Origin of the sequence: Streptomyces sp. NPDC020807, assembly GCF_040641575.1 — a bacterium.
Taxonomy (GTDB): domain Bacteria; phylum Actinomycetota; class Actinomycetes; order Streptomycetales; family Streptomycetaceae; genus Streptomyces.
In genome coordinates, this window is record NZ_JBFADU010000001.1 from 63,367 (window position 1) to 80,016 (window position 16,650).

17 protein-coding genes and 1 pseudogene are annotated in these 16,650 nt (G+C 69.7%); 15 read left to right on the top strand and 3 right to left on the bottom strand.

Annotation, left to right across the window (positions count from 1 at the left end; genetic code table 11):
* Nucleotides 1-142: 142 nt before the first annotated feature.
* The 4 genes from AB0G79_RS00275 (at nucleotide 143) to AB0G79_RS00290 (ending at nucleotide 4,187) form a co-directional block, all read left to right on the top strand.
* Nucleotides 143-1,333 (top strand): hypothetical protein, encoded by a 1,191-nt coding sequence (locus AB0G79_RS00275; protein WP_360797917.1) that lies wholly within the window; start codon nucleotides 143-145, stop codon nucleotides 1,331-1,333.
* A gap of 317 nt (nucleotides 1,334-1,650) precedes the next feature.
* On the top strand, nucleotides 1,651-1,992 hold the full coding sequence (locus tag AB0G79_RS00280; protein WP_360799107.1) for a plasmid mobilization relaxosome protein MobC: 342 nt from the start codon (nucleotides 1,651-1,653) through the stop codon (nucleotides 1,990-1,992).
* Nucleotides 1,989-3,707: a relaxase/mobilization nuclease domain-containing protein gene (locus AB0G79_RS00285; protein ID WP_360797919.1), complete on the top strand. Its 1,719-nt coding sequence runs from the start codon at nucleotides 1,989-1,991 to the stop codon at nucleotides 3,705-3,707. The genes AB0G79_RS00280 and AB0G79_RS00285 overlap by 4 nt, the downstream gene beginning before the upstream one ends.
* Before the next feature lie 126 nt (nucleotides 3,708-3,833).
* The gene (locus AB0G79_RS00290; protein ID WP_360797921.1) at nucleotides 3,834-4,187 is read left to right on the top strand and encodes a hypothetical protein; all 354 of its coding nucleotides are present in this window, start codon (nucleotides 3,834-3,836) and stop codon (nucleotides 4,185-4,187) included.
* Nucleotides 4,188-4,290: 103 nt separating this feature from the next.
* Here AB0G79_RS00290 and AB0G79_RS00295 read toward each other — a convergent pair whose 3' ends face one another.
* Complete coding sequence (locus AB0G79_RS00295) at nucleotides 4,291-4,716, bottom strand: NUDIX hydrolase (protein ID WP_360797923.1); 426 nt, start codon at nucleotides 4,714-4,716, stop codon at nucleotides 4,291-4,293.
* Nucleotides 4,713-5,372 (bottom strand): NUDIX hydrolase, encoded by a 660-nt coding sequence (locus AB0G79_RS00300; protein ID WP_360797925.1) that lies wholly within the window; start codon nucleotides 5,370-5,372, stop codon nucleotides 4,713-4,715. The genes AB0G79_RS00295 and AB0G79_RS00300 overlap by 4 nt, the downstream gene beginning before the upstream one ends.
* A gap of 404 nt (nucleotides 5,373-5,776) precedes the next feature.
* On the opposite strand from AB0G79_RS00300, the gene AB0G79_RS00305 reads away from it, so the two are divergent.
* The 9 genes and pseudogenes from AB0G79_RS00305 (at nucleotide 5,777) to AB0G79_RS00345 (ending at nucleotide 11,834) form a co-directional block, all read left to right on the top strand.
* A complete protein-coding gene (locus tag AB0G79_RS00305) occupies nucleotides 5,777-6,286 on the top strand; it encodes a nucleoside-diphosphate kinase (protein WP_360797927.1) in 510 nt (169 codons plus the stop codon).
* 80 nt (nucleotides 6,287-6,366) lie between these two features.
* The gene (locus AB0G79_RS00310) at nucleotides 6,367-6,666 is read left to right on the top strand and encodes a hypothetical protein (RefSeq protein WP_360680017.1); all 300 of its coding nucleotides are present in this window, start codon (nucleotides 6,367-6,369) and stop codon (nucleotides 6,664-6,666) included.
* A 179-nt stretch (nucleotides 6,667-6,845) separates the two neighbouring features.
* On the top strand, nucleotides 6,846-7,430 hold the full coding sequence (locus AB0G79_RS00315; protein ID WP_360797929.1) for a CYTH domain-containing protein: 585 nt from the start codon (nucleotides 6,846-6,848) through the stop codon (nucleotides 7,428-7,430).
* A 39-nt stretch (nucleotides 7,431-7,469) separates the two neighbouring features.
* Nucleotides 7,470-8,234, top strand: a complete 765-nt coding sequence (locus tag AB0G79_RS00320; RefSeq protein ID WP_360797931.1) for a hypothetical protein — start codon at nucleotides 7,470-7,472, stop codon at nucleotides 8,232-8,234.
* A gap of 2 nt (nucleotides 8,235-8,236) precedes the next feature.
* Nucleotides 8,237-9,631: a hypothetical protein gene (locus AB0G79_RS00325; RefSeq protein WP_360797933.1), complete on the top strand. Its 1,395-nt coding sequence runs from the start codon at nucleotides 8,237-8,239 to the stop codon at nucleotides 9,629-9,631.
* 73 nt (nucleotides 9,632-9,704) lie between these two features.
* Nucleotides 9,705-10,442 carry a methyltransferase domain-containing protein gene (locus tag AB0G79_RS00330; protein WP_360797935.1) on the top strand — a complete coding sequence of 246 codons (738 nt, stop codon included), beginning with the start codon at nucleotides 9,705-9,707 and terminating at the stop codon, nucleotides 10,440-10,442.
* A gap of 118 nt (nucleotides 10,443-10,560) precedes the next feature.
* Nucleotides 10,561-11,088: an ATP-binding protein gene (locus AB0G79_RS00335; protein ID WP_360797937.1), complete on the top strand. Its 528-nt coding sequence runs from the start codon at nucleotides 10,561-10,563 to the stop codon at nucleotides 11,086-11,088.
* A gap of 270 nt (nucleotides 11,089-11,358) precedes the next feature.
* Nucleotides 11,359-11,484 (top strand): annotated as a pseudogene (locus AB0G79_RS00340) (creatininase family protein); the annotation flags it as partial.
* 80 nt (nucleotides 11,485-11,564) lie between these two features.
* Nucleotides 11,565-11,834 carry a creatininase family protein gene (locus tag AB0G79_RS00345; RefSeq protein ID WP_360797939.1) on the top strand — a complete coding sequence of 90 codons (270 nt, stop codon included), beginning with the start codon at nucleotides 11,565-11,567 and terminating at the stop codon, nucleotides 11,832-11,834.
* Between the two features lie 13 nt (nucleotides 11,835-11,847).
* On the opposite strand, the gene AB0G79_RS00350 is transcribed toward AB0G79_RS00345, so the two are convergent.
* Entirely contained in the window at nucleotides 11,848-12,021 is a 174-nt protein-coding gene (locus AB0G79_RS00350) for a hypothetical protein (RefSeq protein ID WP_360797941.1), read from the bottom strand.
* Between the two features lie 125 nt (nucleotides 12,022-12,146).
* Here AB0G79_RS00350 and AB0G79_RS00355 point away from each other — a divergent pair, with 125 nt between their 5' ends.
* Nucleotides 12,147-13,691: a helix-turn-helix domain-containing protein gene (locus tag AB0G79_RS00355; protein WP_360797943.1), complete on the top strand. Its 1,545-nt coding sequence runs from the start codon at nucleotides 12,147-12,149 to the stop codon at nucleotides 13,689-13,691.
* Between the two features lie 464 nt (nucleotides 13,692-14,155).
* Complete coding sequence (locus tag AB0G79_RS00360; RefSeq protein WP_360797945.1) at nucleotides 14,156-16,591, top strand: helicase-associated domain-containing protein; 2,436 nt, start codon at nucleotides 14,156-14,158, stop codon at nucleotides 16,589-16,591.
* Nucleotides 16,592-16,650: the final 59 nt, after the last annotated feature.

Sequence of the window (16,650 nt, forward strand, 5' to 3'; positions counted from 1 at the left end):
GAAGGGGGCCCGCGTGTACGCCCGCATCCGTGAACGTCGTGATCGCCTCCTCACTCGCCCCGGAGAAGGCCCGTACATGCCCCCTGCCATAACCATCCGCGACCGAAAGCGGCGCCCCTCGGCCGCAGTCATCACAGCGACCGTGGCGGCACTCGTGTGCACCGCCTACAGCGCGGACACCAGCTGGCGGTTCGCCGCCCACTACCTCGACATGCGCAACACCACCGAGCGCGCCGCGATGTTCGCCGCCGCCGAGCTCGCCCTGTTCTCGATGGCCCTGATGGCCCGCCAGAACCTGCACGGGCCACGGCAGGCGGCCGGCCTGCCCGGAGTCCTGGTCTGGGTGATCACCGCCATGCAGACCATCCCCGCCTACGCCGAGGCCGGCGTCGTCGGCGGCACCGTGCGCGCCTTCAGCGGACCCGTGATGGCCGCCGTGCTGTGGCACCTGGCCATGGGCATCGAACTGCGACAGCGGACCCCCGACGCCGCCTCCCGCGGTCTCGCCGCCGTCCTCACCCGGCAGGCCCGTGAGCGGCTGCTCGCCCGCCTGGGAATTGCCCAGCAGGACCAGGGCGCCGCCGAGATCATCCACGACCGGGCCACACAGCGGGCCGTCGCTCTGGCCGCCCGTCTCGCCGAGATGTCGCCCGCGCAGCGCACCGGGCGGGCGGGCCGGCGCACCGTGCGGCGCCTGTCCAAGGCCCTTGCCCGCTCCGGCATCGACGCCGACCCGCTCCGCAACGAGCAGCTGCTACGCCAGCTTGCCACCCGCCGCCAAGCCGCCGCCCTGGCCATCATCGATCTGCCCGAGCGCTGGGCCCTGCCCGCCGGGCAGCCCGTCGGCCCGCCCGCAGAACAGCCCGACCACTCCCGGGCGGACGCCGACGAGCGGGCGGACGGCGAGGGGCGGGCAGAGGGCCGTGCCCGACAGCACCCGTCAGATCCGGGCGACGAGGAACCCCGCCCGGGCGCCCGCCCGAATCCCACCTCTCATTGCGCCCCGGAACGGAGCGCCCGTTCCGCCCCGGAACAGACCGCCCGCCCGAACCGGACGGCCCGGCCGCAAGTACCGACTCCGCCGCCCACGGGCAGCGACGCGCACACCACATCGGCGAAGCGCCGCACGCCGAAACGGGCCGGCGGCAAGCTGCGCGCCACCAACGACATCCTTCGCGACTACGCCCACCGGCTCCTCGACGAGCACGGCCGCCTGTCCCGCGACCTCCTGGAGGAGGTCGTACGCGGCGCCGGATACACCGTCGCCAGCGATGACGCCGGCGTCATCGTCCGCGAGATCAAAGCCGAACTGAGCGCCTCCCGCCACAGCTGATGGCCACCCCGCCCAGCTCCACAACCCGACACGGAGACCCAGTGCACGATCCGTACGACGAACCCGCCACGTCCCAACAGCAGCCGTCCACCACCCCAGCATCAGGCGGAGCAAGTTGTACCGGGAGCAATGCTCCCGGAGTTCCCGCCCCAGGGGTAGCGGGAATGCTCCTGCGCCAGGAGGCGCTGGACCGGCAGGCCGCGACCGAGGGCGGACCGCAGCCAGGAGGGGGACGGCAGGCCGAGCGCCTTTCGCGGCGGCGTCAGCGCGCCCGTCAGCCGAAGCCCCGCAAGCGCCTGCACCAGCCCAGCTGCCGCATGAACGACGCCGAGTACAAGCGCTTCACCGAAGCAGCCGCCCAGTGCCAGATGACCAACGCCGCCTTCCTCGCCTACGCCGTCGACAAGGCCGCCCGCGACCTGACCCGCACCGCCGCCGAGATCGCCACAGAACGGGAAGTCCTCGACGAGGTGTTCGCCGCCCGTCGACACCTGGGCCGCGTCCACGGCCTGTTCAATCAGGTCGCCAAGGCCCTCAACTCCGGCGCAGACACACCCCACCTCGATGCCACCGCGCAGGCCGTCCTGCGCGCGGCCCGTCGCATGGAGAACGCCGCCGACGACCTACTCACCCACCGGGACGGCGGTCCCGCCTCGTGATCCCCCGCATCCACAAGCGCGGCAGCGAGACGATCGGGCTGATCCGCTACCTGTACGGGCCCGGCCGCCACGAAGAGCACACCGACGCCCACCTGGTGGCCGCCTTCGACCCGCTCACCCCCGACCCCGGCCGCGACCCGCAGGCCACCTACGGGCAGCTTCAGCGGCTGCTCGACCAGCCCGTCGACGCCCTCCCCGTCGGCCGGCGCCCCGAGAAGCACGTGTGGCACCTGTCCGTACGCGCCAGCCCTGAAGACCCGGTCCTGTCCGACGACGACTGGGCATCCATCGCCCGCCGCATGGTCGCCGCCACCGGCATCGCCCCCGACGGCGACGACGCCGCCTGCCGGTGGGCGGCCGTCCGACACGCTGACGACCACATCCACATCATCGCCACCCTGGTCCGCGACGACGGCCGAAGGCCCCGCCTGCACAACGAGGCCCGCCGCGCCCAAGCCGAGGCCCGCGCCATCGAGGCCGAGTATGGCCTGCGCCCGGTCACCCCGGGCGATGGCACCGCCGCCAAGCGCCCCACCAGCGCCGAACGCCACAAGGCCGAACGCCGTGGCAAGCAGCCCACCCCGCGCGAGGAGCTGCGTGAGGCGGTCCGCCGCGCCGCGGCCGGCGCGGCAAACGAGCAGGAGTTCTTCGACCGCCTCGCCTCGGCAGGTCTGCTCATCCGGCGCCGTATCGCGCCGTCGGGCGACACCCTCGGCTACACCGTCGCCTTGCCCGGCGACCGCAACGGCAAGGGTGAACCGGTCTTCTACTCCGGCTCGAAGCTCGCCCCGGACCTCTCGCTGCCACGCATCCGCGAACGCTGGACCCCAACCTCGGACGGCACCATCCAGCAACAGGCCCCGCCGTCGGTGACCGGGCCCGCCTCGGCACGCCGACGCGTCACCACCGCCGCCTGGCAGGCACTGCTCGTCCTCGACCACGGCGAGGACAGCGTCATCGCCGCACAGATCGCCGCCACCGGCGAAGTCCTCGACGCCCTCGCCCAGACCTCCGCCGCCCGCACCCGCCACGAACTCCAGGCCGCCGCCACCGCCTTCGAACGCGCCTCCCGCTCCCACGTCCGCGCCACACGCGGTCACAACCACGCCCTGCGCCAAGCCGCCCGCGACCTCGTCCTCAGCGGCCCGGCCCTCGGCCGAGGCGAGGACGGCGCCGCCGCCGCGATGGTCATCGACATGCTGTTCTTCCTGATCACCGCCGCCGCGCACTGGCATGCCAAGAAGCAGCACTCCCAGCAGGCTGAGGCCGCCCACCGGGCCGCCGAGCACCTCCGCGCCGCCTACCAGGCCGCCGCCGAACACCCCATGGCCCTGCTCCACCAGCGGGGCGCTCGCCTGGCCCCCCCCTGGCAACGCCACCACGCCACCGCCGTACGCCAAGCCCTGCCCGAACTAGCCGACCGCCTCATCGCCGAACCCGGCTGGTCCGCCCTCATGGCCACCCTCGACGAGGCGCAGAACGCCGGCCACAACCCCGTCACCCTGCTCACCCAGGCTGCCGCTCGAAGGGAGCTGGACACGGCGGAAGGCATGAGCGACGTGCTCGTGTGGCGACTCCGGCGGATGGCCGAACTCCCCGCCGATCCCCAGAACTCTCGGAGCCAGCGCAGCAACGGCGCCCTCGTCGTTTCCTCGCCGGGGCGGTCCACGCAAACCGGGATCGGGCCCGCGAGCACTTCCCCGCGACGGCGCTGAACCTCAGAAACCGAGCCGGAAAAGGTAGCCGACGATCGCCGGTTAGCCTAACCGGCGATTCTCCGGACCATGGGCACATCAGCACCCGTCCCAGCCCCGCTAAGGAGAACCCATTTGCCCGCGCCCATGCCCCGCCCCCACGTCATGGCCCTGCTGTTCGACACGAACTTCAACCGCCCTCCGGGCACCCGCACCTTCCGCCATCTCGACGGGCGTCCCTTCACCGACGAGGAACAGGCCCTCGCCGATGACGCCACCCTCGAAGAGCTCCAGGCTGCTGGCGTCCACGTGATCGACCCCGAGGCCGAAGCCAAGGCCCAAGAAGCCGCGCACGAAATGGCCGAGCTCCTGTTCAAGTACGTCATTCCGCACCGTGAGGTCCTCATCCCCTTCATGACCCACGAGGACGTGCTGACGTACGGCCGGCTGGAGACCATCGCTGCTGCGGGCGCCCACCACCCCCGCTCCCACAAGGACTGAGCACACAGGCACCCGGCCCCGTACAGAAACCGGCGGCCGGTGATCGAGGAACCCTCCTCGGCCACCGGCCGCGCTCCTCCGTCCGGCCGGGCGGCCCCGCCAGTTAGACCGCGAGACCGCCTGGCAGGGCTGCGTCGAGGTAGTCCTGCACCGGCTCGAACAGTCCGTACGGCACGTACTCAGGGATCTCCCCGTGGGCGACCCAGGCCAGCTCTGCCAGCTCCTCGGTGTCGGCCACGTGTGCCGTACCGCCCAGCACCTCGCACGCGGTGTACGACATCAGCCGGCCCGTCTTCGGGTGGACGCGCTCGCCGAGCAGCTTCACGGCCGCCACGGTCAGCCCGGTCTCCTCCTGGGTCTCCCGGACGGCGGCGTCCTCGCGGGCCTCGCCGGGCTCGACCTCTCCGGCGGGGAACTGCCAGGAGAGCTGTCCTTCACTGACCCGGCGGCGCACCATCAGCACGCGGCCTTCGTGCACGACGATGGCGGCGGCGATGCCCGGGCGCTCGTCCGTGTTCTGCTGCGTCACGTCTGCTCCTCCAGGACGGCCAGGATGGGTGGGAAGATCGTATCGACGGGGATGAAGCGGGGCACCGAGTTTCTGGGGACCCACATGACGTCGATGTTCTCGGCCGCGTCGCTGTTCGTGGCCTCGCCGGCCAGGTACTCGCAGAGGAAGTACTCGCACAGCACGCCTGTTACGGGGTGAAGCCGATTCCCGAGGTGCTGCCGGACCGCGCAGTGGACGCCCGTCTCGTCCAACGTCTCCCGCACGGTCGTGTTCTCCGCCTTGCCACCCGGCTTGATGACGCCGGCCGGGAACTGCCAGGTGATTCCAGCGGCATCGTCGTCCCGCCGGCACACCAGAAGCACATCGCTGTCGCGGACGACCACCGCGATAGCCACCCGCAGAGCCTGCGCACCCGACGGTGCCGAGTGCGCCGGGGCCTGTTCCTTCGCCAGCAGGAGCGCGAAGCGCTGTCGCGCGGCCGGGGGAGCCTGCTCATGGGCCGTGTCGAGGAGCTGCTGCATCTCCCTGCGGGGGACAACGGACGCGTCAGCGTGCCAGGCGGCTACCGTCCTCACGGCGATGCCGAGGTGCGCGGCGAACTGTTCGTTCCCGAGCCGCAAGGCGGACTGCAGCAGGCAGGCGTACCGGCCGCTCCAGCGCTCGATCACGTCCACAAGACTGCCCCCTCGCCGCCCCTGTGCAGGAATCCGCGCGCCGAAAGTGCACTCCCACTGCACTGGCACTTCATGGTCACGCGGGAAGAGCCCCGGAAGAATCGGAGTCACCAGGGGCCAAGGAATCACCCTCGAAGGCTTAGTCCCTGAGAGGCGTATGAGAGGCGCGATGAGCGCCAGACGACCACAGGGAGATTCTAGGTGCGTACCCCCAGCGGATAGTGGAGAAAGAGAAGTTGGCCGAATAGGGACTCTCGGTCGGCTGATCGGCTGCGCCTTGGGCGGCATTCGCCCGTCCGGAGCATTGCCCGTACGCCCGAACCGCCTCGCCGGCGCCGGTAACCTCAGCGGACGACGACTGATCGTCCGTCAAGTTTGGTTGCTAGCAAGGTGAAAGGGAGTCCATGGCCGAGGTTCAGGCACACACCGTCGAGCGCACGCTCGTCCTGCTCAAGCCCGATGCGCTGGCGCGTGGCCTGGCAGGAAGGGTCATCACTCGATTCGAGGATGCCGCGCTGAAGATCGTCGGCACGAAGATGAAGTGGATGGACGAGGAGTTCACCCGCAAGCACTATTTCGATCTTGAAGAGCGGCTGGGTTCGGAGGTCTACAACCTCACGGCGACGTTCATGCAGCAGGGGCCTGTTATCGCCCTGGTGCTAGAGGGCTTCGACGCCATCGCCACGGTTCGCAAGATCGTCGGCAGCACCTACCCGAACCAGGCTCCGGCCGGAACGGTACGGGGCGACTTCTCGCACTACAGCGCGGCGGCCAGCATCGCCTCCGGCAAGGCGGTCGCGAACCTCGTGCACGCCTCCGGCAACGCGGAGGAGGCCAAGCAGGAGGTGGAGCTGTGGTTCGACAAGGACGAGCTGCAGGACTACAAGACGCTGGCCGAGATCTACACGTACTAGCAGCGGGGCACGGCGTCACCGCAGGGACGCCGGGGCGTTGATCACCAATGGGGCACGACCGCTTGAACCGAGAGGGCACCATGACCAACCAGACCCGCCTGGCCTCCACCGACGAGCTGGAGTCGATCTTCCAGCGTGAGCTGCTGACCGACCGGTGGGCCGCCACCGAGACCGCGTACGCCCTGGCCGTACGCCACCGTGACCTCGGTGACTGGCCCGCGTCGCAGGAATGGGCCCAGCAGTGCCTGCGTCTGCTGGAGGGCTTCTCCAGCGAGACGGAGGCACAGGTCGCCACCGGCCGTACGTCGGTGGGAGGCGTCCAGCTGCCGACGTACCTGCACTCGGGTGTGGTCGAGGAGCGCTTCGGCACCCTCGGCTGAGACCCACCGATCCACCGACCCACCGATCCACCGATCCATTGGGGTGATGTGGCCGGCACCCGCATCGGCCGCATCACCCCGCGCTCGACCACCAACCCCATAGCGATCGCCCGACCGGACAGCCCCCTCACGGCAGGGTCCGGCTGGCTTCGCCATGCCTGAAACGAGGACAGCAGCCCGTGGCCGTCGAGATCGAGATGCGTGCCCGCTTCACCAAGGAGATCCACAACCAGCTCGTCACCCGCCTGAAGGCGGACGGGGAGGACCTGGGCCCCGACGACAAGCACATCTACTTCTACGTGCTGCCCGACCAGTTCCTGAAGGTCACCGACAACACCGCCGCCGGCACCGCCAAGATCACCCTCAAGGGGAGCAAGATCGGGCAGGGGGCGGCCTTCGCGGAGACCGAGTTCGCCATCGCCCCCGCCGACGTTCCCGCCGCGGTGAAGGTGTTCAACGCCCTCGGGTTCGAGACGGCGATGCACGAGGCGTTCAACTTCCGTCACAACTTCCGCCTCGACGACGTCGAGATCGCGGTCAAGTGGAGCGAGACATGGGGTTACCACGCCGAGTTCGAGGTCCTGCTGGAGGACGACGCCTCGGACGCCGCCCGGGCCGAGGCCGAAACCAAGATCACGGACGTCGCCACGGCGCTCGGCGTGACCCTGATGACGGAGCAGGAGCTGGCCGACTTCACCGCCGCCTTCGAGGCCGCCGACAAGGAGCGCAAGGAGCGCGAGCAGCAGGCCGCGCCGATCCGATAGGGAACATCACCGCGGAGACCACCAAGGGGGTGGGCACGAGTGAGCACGACCCCGTTGACCGCAAGTCTGATCGACCTGGCTGCCCGAGGGCGGCTGCCGCTCCACCAGCACATGGACCACGCCACCATCGCGTGGATCAGCGACCACAGGCCCGACTTCCCGCCGGCAACACGGCCGGCCTTGCGCCCGCAGTCGAAAGAGCTGCTCGCGCAGGGCGGTCTGCCCGCCCGGTGGTGGGCAGACCCCCGCCTGTACACCTCGCTCCACGGCGTTCGGCACGCCATGCGGACGGCGGCGCTCGCCGCCGTCCTCGCCGAGGCGAACGACCTCGACGACGCCGACACCGCCACGGCGATCCTCGCCGCCGCCGTACACGACTGCCAGCGGCACCACGACCAGGACGACCGCGGACATGGCGCCCGCGCAGCCATCTGGCTGGCCGCGAACGCCGACACCGTCTGGGGCCACTTCGGCCTCGCCGCCACACCCCGGCGGATCGTGCAGGCGGCCACCGCCGTCCGCCTGCACGACGTCCCGTACGAGGCGTTCACCGCCGACGACGACTCCGACCACGCCCGGGCCGAGCGCATCACCGACGTGGTCAAGGCCGCCGATGCCCTGGACCGCTACCGCCTGCCGAAGCTGAAATGGTGGCCGGACGTTCGGTACGTCCGCGAGCCCGCCTTCGACCAGCTGCGCGGCCTCGCCTTCGACCTGGTCCTGGTCTCGGAGCAGGCCTACCTCGCCGGCGCCAGCGGCACTGCGGCCGTCCACTACGCCCTCGCCGAGAAGGGCCTGGTCTGACCATGGACTTCCTCGACGCCTACCACCTGTGGGCCGACGCCCACGCCTTCTACGACTCCACTCTCATCCCCAGTCCCACCGACCACACCGACCCGCTCGCCGCCCAGACCGCCGGATGGGACCGGCGTCTCGCCGAGGAGACCCCGAACGGCCACCTGCTTCGGCAGAACGCCCTCTTCGAGGCCCTGAGTGGAAACGGCAAGCTGCACCTGCTGCACGTCACCCACGCCCTGGAGGAGATCAACCGGCAGGGCGTGCTCTACCCGTCGGGCGGATGCCTCGTCGGAAGCATCTACTGCGCGCCGCTCACCGCGACCGACCAGGGCTTTCACATGCACAACCTCGGCGCCTACGTCCTGACCAAGGAAGCGCCGACCTTCCTGGCCAAGCTCGGCGTCACCGATCGCGTACCCACCCCGCTGATCTTCGAGATCGACACCCCGCCGCAGGCGTACCGCGGTCTCGCCGGCGTGGACTACCTGCGGCTGGGCCTCATCCACCTGCAGATCTACAGCCACCTCGAATACCTGCTGAGCAAGAACGAACGACACCAGCTGCGCGAGACCGTCGTCAGCCGGGTCAAGAACTCGGCCGCGTTCCTCGCCACCGCTGCCGCCGTCGCCTACCAGGGCAACCAGGTCGACGCCGAGCCGTTCCTCAAACTGCTCGACGAGACGATCCCCCGCCTTCCGATCCTGGGCTACCTGTACTTCGAAGCGGTCGCCGAATACCTGATGCTCCACTCGACCTCCCACCACACCCGGCGCCTGGCCGAGCTCGGCGAGCTGAACAACTGGCTTTACAAGGAGATGCTGTTCGCCTCCTTCCCCGCGATGGCCGGCAAGTTCGACCTCGCGAGGTTCCAGCCCCGTCCGAAGCAGCTGGCCGCGCTCATCCACCGAATCGACCCGACCATCGATTCCAGCCACGCGAGCGCGTACCTCGTCGAGCGGATCAGCTACCTCGTCGCCGCCCGTCTCTTCGCGCCCGGCGACGCCCCGGAAGCCTGGCACCACACACGCTGGGAGTTCGACTCGCTCGCCACCCAGCTCGGACCGCTCCTCGGCCACCTCATCCACCGGGAACTGCGCACCTTCGGCCGCTACCCCGACTTCTACTTCTACTTCGACCAGCACAAGGCGCTGCAAGCCTGGAACTACTGGAACCACATGGACATCGTTGCGCCGTTCAACGGCACGATGCCCAAGGGCGAGATCGGCATCAACCCGGCCTACCCCAACCTGGACTACCGCGTCTGGCGCGCCGAGCAGGACGATGCCGGCCACCTCCACCCGGCCGAAGAGCTCGCGCTGACCATCGCCCCGCGGCTGGTGGACATCAAGTACACCCTCATGCGCAACAACCAGTGGACCGCCCCCGCGCCCAGCGCCGCCTGATCACCGCCGCTGCCCTTCGCGGCCCGCCCCACCGCATCCCACCCCAAGCAACCTCACACGCAGGAGATACGTGATGAGTCCCTCCGCCATGCCCTCCGTCGACCTCCTCGGCGAGCAGATCGCCTCCGTTCTCGCCGCCCCCGCCACCACCCACGGCCTCGCCCGCGCCCTCCGGGCCGCCGCCAAGGAGGTCGAGCTCCACCGCTACCACCACGCCAGCCGGCGCGCCTGGCCCAACGGCCGCATCGACGACAAACCCGCCAAGGTCCAGATCGGCGGCGGAGCCCACCGCATCGACGGCTTCTTCAACATCGACCTCGTCCCGCCGGCCGACCTCCTCTGGGACATCCGCGAGGGCATCCCCCTCCAGGACGACAGCACCGACGAGATCTTCTCCGAGCACTTCCTGGAGCACGTCGACTACCCGCGCTCGGCCAAGCACTACGTCCGCGAGGCCCACCGCGTCCTCGCACCGGGCGGCAGGATCATCACCGGCGTCCCCGACGCCGCCTTCGCCCTGAGCCAGTACCCCCGCCCGCTGGACGCCTCCGACGAGACGATCGAGCGCTGGTACGCCAAGCGCGACTGCCACGACGACATCAACACCCGGCTCGACCTCGTGAACCTCGTCTTCCGCGACCAGGACGACGACCCCACGTACACCCCGCACCTGTGGGCGTACGACCACGAGAAGCTCGTCCAGCTCTTCACCGAGGCTGGCTTCGCCACCGTCGAGCCCTGGACGTTCGACTCCACCATGGCCAACCCGAAGCGCCGCTGGGGCAGCGTCTACGTCGTCGCCACGAAGTAGCCCCTCAAGCAGCCCGCGAGGCCGAGACGCCCCGTCCTTAGCCGCCCCGGCCTCGCGGGCCTCCACCCACGCCAAGGCGCCGCACCCGCCCGGCCACGCCGCCGAGGGAGCCACCCGCATGAACCAGGTCCCCCCGTCCATCAGCGAACTGACCCTCGCCGCCACCCCCAACGCCGTCGCTTGGGCCCGCCGCCACACCGTCGACATCCTCCAGCGCTGGCGCTTCCCTGACGAGGGGATCGAAGTCGCCCGACTCCTCGTCTCAGAGCTGGCCACCAACGCCATCCGGCACGCGCGCCCCACGAAGACGTCTGAAGCGGCCGCTGATTCCGCCGGCATCGGCACGATCGTGCTCATGCTCTGGCCCTCCGACGGCGGCATCGTCCTCGCGGTCAGTGACCCCGATCCGCGACCGCCGGCACCTCGCGCCCGTGACGCCAGCGCCACCGGGGGCCGCGGACTCGTCCTCATCCAGACCATGGCCAACCGCTGGGGCTACTCCCTCACGCAGCCACTACCCGGGAAGATCGTCTGGGCAGAGGTTCCCGCTCGTCCCAGCAGCACCTTGGGTGAGCCGGGCTTCGATGGCCGCCAGGCCCCGCCGATGCTCATCGGACGAGTCCTGACCGGCCTGCGCGAGCTGTAGTTGAGCCGATCAGCCGTGGCAGCGCGCAGCGATGGCTAGGCTCGAGACTCATGAACCTGTTGCCGACCGCCACAAGCACCGACGTCCAAGAGCAACAGCCCCGGGTCGCCGTACTCTCGGTCGTCTCCTTCGAGTAGCACGGCAAGCGCCTACCCTTGATCACTGACACTGCGATCGCGTGCGTCATCGCCCAGGAGATCGCCGACGCCTACCCCGCCAATCACCGTCTCACACAGCCACGAACACGCGGCCTTCCACGGCACCGTCGCCATCATCGCCAGGACCCTGTACGCCGTGATCGACGACGTCCGCACCTCACTCGCCCGCTCAGGCATCCACAAGCTGGTGATCGTCAACGGCTATGGCGGAAGCTACGTCCTATCGAACGTGGTCCAGGAAGCCAACATCGAGGGTGCCCGGCGGTCTCTCCCTTCTCCCTCCCCTCCGAGTGGGATCGAGACCGCGAGTACGGCTGCTTGGAATCCGGCAGGCACGCGGGCACGCATGCCGGCGAGATCGAGACGTCGATCCTGTTCCGCGCCGCTCCCGAACTCATCCGCGAGGGATACGACGAAGCCGACCACGACGGCAGCCAGCGGCCCTTCCTCCTGGTCCACGGCATGGCCGCGTACACCGATTCGAGGGTGGTCGGCTTTCCTTCACTCGCCACCAACGAGAAAGAGAAGGCCATCCTGGAAACCCTGCGATCGAGTTTCTCGGCACACTTCGAGGTGCTCTGCGACTGAGCTAACCCGGGAGTCACCGGCCGGTGATGCCGACCGCGCAAGTCACCGCCAAGGTCATGCCCGTCAAGGCGACGGTGATCGGGACGGCCAGGCTCGGGCGGCTGTGGACTAGATAGAACAGTGCGCCACCGAACAGCGCGGTGAGCAGAATCAGAATCAGGACGAGAAGCGCGGTCGTCGTAGTCATGGGGTTCCCCCTGAGTCGGGCCGGTACGGCTGCACCCGATCATGGGAGGCGCGTGTGTGTTGCGGCACGCGCACACCGGTGCGACCTCGCGCAACAAGGGCAGGGCATCCAACGGAGGGGAACGAATGACACAAGGGGAGCTGGTTCCGCGCGCACCACGCACGATGGTCTTCCAAAAGGACATCGACGGGACGCAGATCGGGCCTGACCGCTACGCGCTCGCCCTCGCGCTACGCGAGCTGGCTCAGCGTTTGGGCGTGTCCCTCGGCCGTTACTCCGTCCGTGTCCCCTGGGACCGCTCGACGCTTTCTCGGTACTTCAGCGGCGCCCTGGTCCCACCCGCGGAGTTCGTGGAGCGGCTCATTGACGACGGCAACCGAGAGACGGGCACCGAGCTGACCTCGGCCGCCCGGGGCGCAGTACGCAAGCTGCACCGGACCGCCCTGCGCGTCACAAGTCCCCACTCCGCCGACCTGCAGGATCTACGGGACAAGCTCGCCGAGGCCGATCGGGAAAGCCGGCATCTGCACCAAGAGGCGCGACTCCTGCGCGAGATGGTCCGCAGCGCGCACGAGCATCTCGATGACCAACAGGCCCGGCTGCGTCAGCTGGAGCAGGCCGGCGCGGCTGCCCGGCTCGTACACCGCGCCGAACTAGACCAGCGGACCACGGACTTCGATTCCCTGCAAGCCGAGCGGGACGAGCTCCAGGAGACACTAATCCGGTTGACAGCAGAGCTGGCGGAAGCCGAACGTCGCGCACTCGATGCTGAAGAACGATGCATCAGGCTCGAGCAGCAGCTGGACACAGCCGAGGCTCAAGCCGAGGAACTCGATGCCGGGGCCGAGAGGAAAGTGGCCACCGCCACGGATACGGCGACCGCGCGGGCCGCGAATAACCCGGGCATCAGCATCCAGCTCGGCATCACCCGGGAGGCTGGGGCCCGGCTCACGCGGACCCTCGACGAGCAAGTGCCACTGCCTCTAACCGAGGAGCAACTACGGAAGCTGTTGCGCCGACCGGGGATCTACCAGCTCCTTCGCGGGGGACCAACCCAGCCAAAGGAGCGCATGTACGTGGGAAAGGCTGAGCGCTCTCTGCCTCAGCGACTGGACTTTGCCCGACGGAGGATCCTGGGCCGCAAGTACATCTCGTTGGATGACATGTACTTCACGTACCTCTACGTCGAGGATGACTTGTCGGCAGTCGCCCCCGAAAACCTCGTCCTCAAGCACCTTCAGGAGGAGCGCGGCGTGAGCCTCCTGTGGAACCACAACGGATTCAGCATTAGTGACCCGGGGCGTCGGCGGGACCTGGCACAGCTCAAACCTCAGCACTTTAACGTTGCCCACCCCATCGACCTGGACTGGTCGCTCCGTCACGACGGCCGCCGGCAGTGGTTCTCTCCGGGGGACTTTGTCACCTATCTCAAGGCAGAGCTGCCCTACGCCTTCAGGCAGGCGCTGGAACCCGACCAGCCCGAGGAGGTCTCGCTGGAGGTCCCCCAAGGTCCTCTGAGCGCCGACACGGCCTTCCGGCTCCTTGCACGGAACCTGGGGGAATCCTGGCAGATCAGCGCGCTCAAGGGGCACGTGATCCTCTACGAAGAGAACACCGAATACCCCAACGCTCTCCGCTACTACCGCGGCGAGACTGTGTCGGACGCGTAATGACGTGACCTGCAGGAACGGGATGCCCACTGGTCTCAGTACTGGTCTCATTCATCCCCGTCCGGCACCGTACAAACCAAGCCGCACCGAACGCTCCGCCGCAGGTCAGGACGCCCACAACCCCCGCCGGACCCCCGTACGAACATTTGGAAAGCGTGTTGGGGGCAACCCCTCACGAGTTCGAATCTCGTATCCTCCGCCAGCTTGAAAGGCCGGACCGCGATCGCGGTCCGGCCTTTCGGCATACCCTGGTCTCATTTTCAGTCTCGTTAATCTCAGGCATTCGCGACATCTCGTGCGACGTGCCAGGATCGCTCGCACTCCGTCCCCGTCGCCAACCGCCCTCTGCGGGTGAACTCCCCACCGAGTGGCGACGGCGGACCCGTCGAATGCGCGATTCTTGGCTCCGTTCGGGGCCGATCCGGCCCCCCAGCCGTGTTTCCCGGCCTCGCGAGGTGTTCCCCATGACGTCCCGATCCACGCTGACGGCCTGGCTGGCCGGCCTCGACGCCACACGGCTGTCGCGCGTACTCGGGATACGGAAGGATGCCGTGGCGCCGCCGGAGCCACGTTCCGTGGAGGAATCGGCGGAACGCCTTCTGCGGCCAGGCTCGGTGGCGCTCGTCCTGCCACAGCTGCCGCTGCCCTGCCTCCAGGTGGCCGAGACCCTGGCCGCCTTGGGAACTCCCCTGTCGCGCGGCGCCCTGGCGAGGGAACTGGGAGCGACGGCACCCACTGCCGCTCGGGAACTGGACGCCGTCCTGGAGGCTCTGGCCGATCACGCACTGGTGTGGCCGGACGGCGACGGGAATCTCCACATGGCCGCTCCCTTGCGGCAGGCGTGGGACGCGCCTCTCGGGCTGGACGCACCACTGGAGGAGCTGCTGGAAGGCGTGACCTCCGAGGAGTTGCGCGGCATGCTCGTAGCGCTGGGCACCCAGCCGCCCGGCACCAGGCAGCAGCGCACGGCCGCTGTCCTGGAACACCATGGCGATCCGCAGCGCGTCGCCGCGGTGATCGCGAAGGCCCCTTCGGCCGCCCGGCAGCTGCTGGAGCAACGAGCGAAGTCCGCACCACAGCACACGGAATTCGTCGTGTTCGGAGCTCCCATGGCCGATGCGCAGCCGGGCGAGCGATGGGCCCTGGACAGGGGATTCCTGATCCGCCACGGATACGGGCCGGCCCGCATGCCCGCCGAAGTGACACTCGCACTGCGCGGGCCGGACTGGCGTGCGCCGTTCGACCCCGTACCGCCCGTGGCGGAGCTGGTGCCCGTCCCCGCGGTGGAGGTGGAACGGGAGGCAGCGGCGGCGGCCACGGCGTTCGCCGCCCACGCCGCCTCGATCCTGTCGGCCTGCTCGGCGGCTCCACCGACCCGGCTGAAGTCCGGCGGGATCGGCGCGCGTGAACTGGCTCGGATCGGCAAGGCGGCACAGGCCGACGACGCGGTGGTACGCATCACCCTGGAGGTCTCCTACTCGGTCGGGTTGGTGGGCGCCGACGGCGACCGCATCGCGCCCACCGCGGTATACGACACCTGGGCGGTGAAGGAACCGGCAGCGCAGTTCGCCGACCTGCTTCATGCGTGGTGGACCCTGCAGTCCACTCCCTCGCAGTCCCGCGACGAGGACAACAAGTCGCTTCCTGCCGTGGCCGGGGCTCCTCGCTGCAGCTCCTGTCTGCAGGCTCGGCACGGGCTGCTGGCAGCGGCGGCAGCACTTCCGGAGGGTCAGGGGGCGCGGGTCGGCACCGATCTGGGTCCGCTCGTCGCCTGGCACCGTCCGCTCGCTCATCTGTCGTTCCACGACGAGACGCCCTGCGCCGCAGCGGTCCGCGAGGCCGAGCTGACGGGCGTCATCGCCCGAGGCGCACTCTCCCGGCTCGGGGCGGCACTGATGACCGGCGACCAGGAGGAACTGGCCGTCGCATGTCGGCGGCTGCTGCCGGAGGCCACGAGAACGGCCCGGTTCGGTGGCGACCTCACCGCCGTCGTCACCGGCACGCCCTCCGCGCACCTGGCCGAGGTCCTGGATTCGACCGCCGACCGGGAGACCAGCGGCACGGCCTCGGTATGGCGGTTCAGCGGCGACAGCGTCCGCCGCGCCCTGGACGCCGGTCGCGCTCCGGACGAGATCTCGGCCGAGCTGACCGCCGTCGCCGACGGGCCCCTGCCGCAGCCCTTGTCCTATCTCGTCGCCGACGCCGCCCGCCGTCACGGCCGTATGCGCATCGCCCCCGCCGCCTGCGTCATCCACAGCGACGAACCCGCGCTCCTGGCCGAGCTCGCCGCCCACCGGGCACTCGCCGCACTCGGGCTGCGACAGCTTGCCCCGACGGTGCTCGTCAGCGGCAGCTCGCCCGAGAAGACCCTCGCCGCGCTCCGGGGCCAGGGATATGCGCCCGTCGCCGAGGCCGCGGACGGGACCGTACGCATCGAGAAGGTGCCGCCTCGACGGGCCGCCGCCGTTCCGGCGGCTCGGAAGGCCCCCACGAAGGCCGGTACCGGACGCTCAGCACGCCGAACGGCGGAGGCCCCCGCCGCAGCCGATCCGTCCGCGCTGGCGGTCCGGTTGCTGGCCACCCCGCGGACCGTTCCGGAGCCCGATCCATTCGGCACCGGGGTTCCCTTCGGCACGGACACCGAGGAGATCGTCGCCGGACACGCAAAGCAGCTGACGTACACCGACGTCCGCCAGCTGGCCCACGCCATCGACACGGGCACAGACATCACCGTCGAGTACGTGGCCGCCTCGGGCAGCCGCACCGTGCGCACCCTCGGCCGCCTCGAACTCGACCCGCCCTACCTGGAAGCGTGGTGCCACCTTCGGGACGCCGAGCGCGTCTTCACCCTCTTCCGCATCCACGGCGTCATGCCGGCGTGGGCAGACGACCTGGCGTAACGCCCACGCCCAGGAGCGGCGGCCATCACTCCCCGAAGAAAGCCGGGACACTGGTCACC

What these genes read in the sequence shown, in the direction of transcription:
- AB0G79_RS00350 (WP_360797941.1), bottom strand. Translation starts at nt 12,021, where the DNA reads ATGACTACGACGACCGCGCTTCTCGTCCTGATTCTGATTCTGCTCACC.
- AB0G79_RS00360 (WP_360797945.1), top strand. Translation starts at nt 14,156, where the DNA reads ATGACGTCCCGATCCACGCTGACGGCCTGGCTGGCCGGCCTCGACGCC.
- AB0G79_RS00305 (WP_360797927.1), top strand. Translation starts at nt 5,777, where the DNA reads ATGGCCGAGGTTCAGGCACACACCGTCGAGCGCACGCTCGTCCTGCTC.
- AB0G79_RS00355 (WP_360797943.1), top strand. Translation starts at nt 12,147, where the DNA reads ATGACACAAGGGGAGCTGGTTCCGCGCGCACCACGCACGATGGTCTTC.
- AB0G79_RS00280 (WP_360799107.1), top strand. Translation starts at nt 1,651, where the DNA reads ATGAACGACGCCGAGTACAAGCGCTTCACCGAAGCAGCCGCCCAGTGC.
- AB0G79_RS00325 (WP_360797933.1), top strand. Translation starts at nt 8,237, where the DNA reads ATGGACTTCCTCGACGCCTACCACCTGTGGGCCGACGCCCACGCCTTC.
- AB0G79_RS00335 (WP_360797937.1), top strand. Translation starts at nt 10,561, where the DNA reads ATGAACCAGGTCCCCCCGTCCATCAGCGAACTGACCCTCGCCGCCACC.
- AB0G79_RS00290 (WP_360797921.1), top strand. Translation starts at nt 3,834, where the DNA reads ATGCCCCGCCCCCACGTCATGGCCCTGCTGTTCGACACGAACTTCAAC.
- AB0G79_RS00310 (WP_360680017.1), top strand. Translation starts at nt 6,367, where the DNA reads ATGACCAACCAGACCCGCCTGGCCTCCACCGACGAGCTGGAGTCGATC.
- AB0G79_RS00330 (WP_360797935.1), top strand. Translation starts at nt 9,705, where the DNA reads ATGAGTCCCTCCGCCATGCCCTCCGTCGACCTCCTCGGCGAGCAGATC.